Raw genomic sequence first — 3,607 nt, 5'->3', positions numbered from 1 at the left:
GCCCTGACCGCCACCGCCGTTCTGCTGTCGGCGTCCCACGCCGGCGCCCTCGTACTCCCGGCCCCCTTCGGCGTCTGGGCGTCTCCCTGCCTGTCGGCACCGGACCCCGAAGCCGTCGAACGCGAACTCCGCCGCGGCTGCGCGGGCCTCCAACTGCCCGCCACAGCCCTCCTCGACGCGGCCGGCTGGACCCGGTGCGCCCCCTTCCTCGACATCCTCACCCGCCTCGGCAAACCCCTCTTCATCCACCCGGGCGCGGTCCAGCCCACCGCCGACGCCCCTCCGTGGTGGCCGGCCCTGGTCCCGTACCTGCACCAGATGCACGCGTCCTGGTTCGCCTTCCGCGCCTTCGGCCGCGCCCGCCACCCCCGCCTGCGCGTCTGCTTCGCCGCCCTCGCGGGCCTAGCCCCCCTCCACGGCGAACGGCTCGCGATCCGCGGCGGAGGGCGGGGCCAGGTCGACTTCGACGCGTTCTACGAGACCTCCTCCTACGGAACTCGCGCCGTGGACGCGGTCGTTCGTGCCGTCGGTATCGACGTGGTCGTCGGCGGCAGCGACCGCCCGTACGCACCTCCCGTCATCCCCGACCTCGGCGCGGCGGCCGCCATCCACGCGCTGCGCATCACCAACCCCGCCCGCCTCCTGTACGGCCGTGCCCGAGCCGTGTCCCCGTGGCGGACCCGACCCGAAGGGAGCCACTCATGACGTACGAGTCCCTGCCCGACCGCACCCTCGACAAGCGCGAACTCCAGGCGCTCGTCGACGACCTCGCCACCCGCCCCGACCTCTGGCGCGAACAGGTGGCCTTCTCCGACGAACAACGGCACTACGCGTCCTTGTACCGTGACGAATACGTCGACGTCTGGCTGCTCTGCTGGACCCGGCAGAACGACACCGGCTGGCACGACCACGACATCTCCTCCGGCGCCGTCGGCATCGTCCAGGGCGCGCTCCACGAGTCCAACCCCCGCATCGGCGGCAGCCACCTGTCCGTCACCGTCACCACCGGCGAGTCCTTCTGCTTCGGCCCCGAGCACATCCACCGGCTCACCGGCGCCACCGACGACGCCGTCTCGATCCACGCCTACTCGCCACCCCTGTGGCGCCTCGGCCAGTACGACATCACCGAGGACGGCCTGATGCGCCGCATCTCCGTCTCGTACGCCGACGAACTGCGCCCACTGGACACCCCGGCAGCCTGAGGCGGACTGGCCCGACCGATCGGCCCTCAGCTCTGACCCCGGTCGAGAGGAGCACTGACGGCGAGATCTTCATCGAGCTTCGCGACCACGGCGCCGGCGACGGACGGGGCGTAGCTCGCACCCCACGCCTCAACCGCACCGAGGAATCCGACAAGCCGCTCCCGAACCAGGCCCAGCAGCTCGGGCAGTTGAGCCAGCGGAAGCTCGATGGGAGGACCCTCCGGACGATCCCCATCGGGCCACAGCCGGGCAACCGCACCGGCATGCTCGATGCGCGGCGAGGGATCGTGGCCGAGCCACGGCTCGTCGCCGTTCAACAGATCAAGCCAGTCCCGCCAGTTCTCCAGCCCGAAACAGCACCCGGGCACCGCTGTGACCCCGGTGGCCGTGTCCCGTATCCGCAGGCCGCCGGGAGCAACGACGCACTCGGTCGCCACCAGACGCCCGACCTGCTCCAGGCTGTCCTTGGGCGCGCGTGGCCGGCGTTCCCGTTGCCCCTTGTTGTAGTCCGTCAGAACCGCCATGGCGGTGCCGAGCTCACATGACGACAGCTCGCCGGACAGAACCAGAAGCCGATCCGGAGGCGATTCGGCAACCGGCCACAGAGCGAAGTCGGCGGCCACGTATGTCTCCAGCACGGCATCCACGATCAGCACGCATCCAGTGTCTCCTGTCGGGACGAGGACGCCGCAATCAAGTCCTCCAGCGCTTGATCGGGACAGCGGCGGCGCCCAGCTTGCTCGGTCCGGTGGCAGCGGTTAACGTACAACCTAATGGTTGTACGTCAGGAGTCCGCCGAGCGAGCCGATCGCATGTTTCATGCCTTGGCCGATTCGACGCGGCGCGAGATCGTGGCTCTCACGCTGGCCGGTGAGTACTCGGTCTCGGATCTCGCCCGGCGGTTCCCGATGAGTTTCGCGGCCGTGCAGAAACATGTGGCGGTCCTGGAACAGGCTGGGCTGGTCACCAAGGAGCGGCAGGGCCGCGAGCAGCGAGTGCGCGGCAACGCGGACTCCCTGCGTGAGGCCCATCGGCTGCTGGACCAGCTGGCAGATGTGTGGCGTGGACGCATCGACAGGATCGGCGCGATCCTTGCCGATCCAGGTCCAGGTCCAGGTCCAGGACCAGAGTCAGGTCCGGAGTCAGGTCCAGAGTGCGGGCCCGATTTCCATCCCCACTCCGATCCCGAGAACGGCAAGGAGCACCTGTCATGACTGTGATCGATGTCCAGAAGAATCCTGAGGCTCTCGCGCTGACGATCACCGCGCGGTTCGACGCGTTGCCGGCGCGGGTGTGGCAGGTCTGGGAGGACCCTCGGCAGTTGGAGAGGTGGTGGGGACCGCCGACCTACCCCGCGACCGTTGTCGACCACGACCTGACTCCCGGCGGTGCGGTCACGTACTTCATGACCGGGCCGGAAGGTGACAAGCACTACGGGTGGTGGCGCGTCCTGACTGTCGACCGCCCGAACGGGCTGGAGTTCGAGGACGGCTTCGCCGATGACACCGGCAAGCCCAACTCGGACATGCCGACGATGATCGTCCGCGTGCGGCTCACCGCGGACGGCGAGGCCGCCACCCTGATGACGGTCGAGAGTACGTTCCCCACGGCCGAGGCGATGGAACAGCTGGTGTCCATGGGCATGGCCGAGGGCATGTCCGCAGGCCTGGGTCAGATCGACGCGCTGCTGGCCGAACCCGCAACCTGATGGCGGGGTGAGTCATCGACCCTTCTCAACCCGTCCGCGTGCGGAGGCTCCGCGCCAGGGTCGGGATCATCACCGCCGCAGGGACGAGGTGTAGCCCGAGGAGGGCGGTGGTGGTGGCGGTGTTCGCCCCGGCGAGGAGGGGCGGGACGAACGAGATCGCGGTCAGCGAAACTGCCGTCCAGATGAATCGCTCGGCGGGGCGAGCGCTCCAACGGAGAAGAGCGACGGCAATGACGACGCCCACGACCGAGAAGAAGCCGGTCACCACGGCGAACCCGGACAACGGTATCGTCTCGCCGCCGTCGGAGATCTCGAAGTCGACGCCGACAGCCTGGGCGAGCGCCGCGGCGAGGGTGGTGGCCACCACCGCCGCGAGCGTGGCAATCAGGCCGGTGCCAACGAGCCCGCGGAATGGGTGGGTGTGGCCGGTCCGGTCCGATGCCGGGCCTGCGACGACCCCGGTGTCATTCATGCTGTCCATGTCGTTCCTCCGTCATTCGGCAACTGGCGTACGGGGTCTGTTGATTGGCGTGCGGCGGTGTCGGCCCTTGGGGTCACGATGCGCACCCTCGCCGTGCGACGGCCGGGGTTCCGCAGGGCGCGGACGCCGGTGTCGCGGAGCCAGAACCCGGCGTCGCGTCCGAGGACCGGCCCGGGCTCGCCGTCGCGCAGCTCCAACTGCACCCGTCCGCGGGTG

7 protein-coding genes are annotated in these 3,607 nt (G+C 69.7%); 4 read left to right on the top strand and 3 right to left on the bottom strand.

Features of this window, described 5'->3' with window-relative positions; translation table 11 throughout:
* Together O3Q52_RS50635 and O3Q52_RS50630 are read left to right on the top strand one after the other, a co-directional pair.
* On the top strand, positions 1–705 hold a 705-nt coding region (locus tag O3Q52_RS50635; RefSeq protein ID WP_269655169.1), incomplete at its 5' end, for an amidohydrolase.
* Positions 702–1,202, top strand: a complete 501-nt coding sequence (locus O3Q52_RS50630) for a cysteine dioxygenase family protein (RefSeq protein WP_269655168.1) — start codon at positions 702–704, stop codon at positions 1,200–1,202. The genes O3Q52_RS50635 and O3Q52_RS50630, both read left to right, overlap by 4 nt.
* Before the next feature lie 26 nt (positions 1,203–1,228).
* Here the strand turns inward: O3Q52_RS50630 and O3Q52_RS50625 are convergent, their stop codons facing one another.
* Positions 1,229–1,858 (bottom strand): hypothetical protein, encoded by a 630-nt coding sequence (locus O3Q52_RS50625; protein ID WP_269655167.1) that lies wholly within the window; start codon positions 1,856–1,858, stop codon positions 1,229–1,231.
* Between the two features lie 117 nt (positions 1,859–1,975).
* On the opposite strand from O3Q52_RS50625, the gene O3Q52_RS50620 reads away from it, so the two are divergent.
* Together O3Q52_RS50620 and O3Q52_RS50615 are read left to right on the top strand one after the other, a co-directional pair.
* Positions 1,976–2,416 carry a helix-turn-helix transcriptional regulator gene (locus O3Q52_RS50620; RefSeq protein ID WP_269655166.1) on the top strand — a complete coding sequence of 147 codons (441 nt, stop codon included), beginning with the start codon at positions 1,976–1,978 and terminating at the stop codon, positions 2,414–2,416.
* Positions 2,413–2,910, top strand: coding sequence for an SRPBCC domain-containing protein (locus O3Q52_RS50615; RefSeq protein ID WP_269655165.1), 498 nt, complete (start codon positions 2,413–2,415; stop codon positions 2,908–2,910). The genes O3Q52_RS50620 and O3Q52_RS50615 overlap by 4 nt, the downstream gene beginning before the upstream one ends.
* A 25-nt stretch (positions 2,911–2,935) precedes the next feature.
* Here O3Q52_RS50615 and O3Q52_RS50610 read toward each other — a convergent pair whose 3' ends face one another.
* Positions 2,936–3,391, bottom strand: coding sequence for a DUF6069 family protein (locus O3Q52_RS50610; RefSeq protein ID WP_269655164.1), 456 nt, complete (start codon positions 3,389–3,391; stop codon positions 2,936–2,938).
* The coding region (locus tag O3Q52_RS50605; protein ID WP_269655163.1) for a hypothetical protein at positions 3,379–3,607 on the bottom strand (229 nt) is incomplete at its 5' end. The genes O3Q52_RS50605 and O3Q52_RS50610, both read right to left, overlap by 13 nt.

Source organism: Streptomyces sp. ActVer (genome assembly GCF_027270795.1).
Taxonomy (GTDB): Bacteria; Actinomycetota; Actinomycetes; order Streptomycetales; family Streptomycetaceae; genus Streptomyces; species Streptomyces umbrinus_A.
The sequence above is the reverse complement of the archived record's forward strand: the minus strand, read 5'-3'. Positions and strand labels throughout refer to the sequence as shown.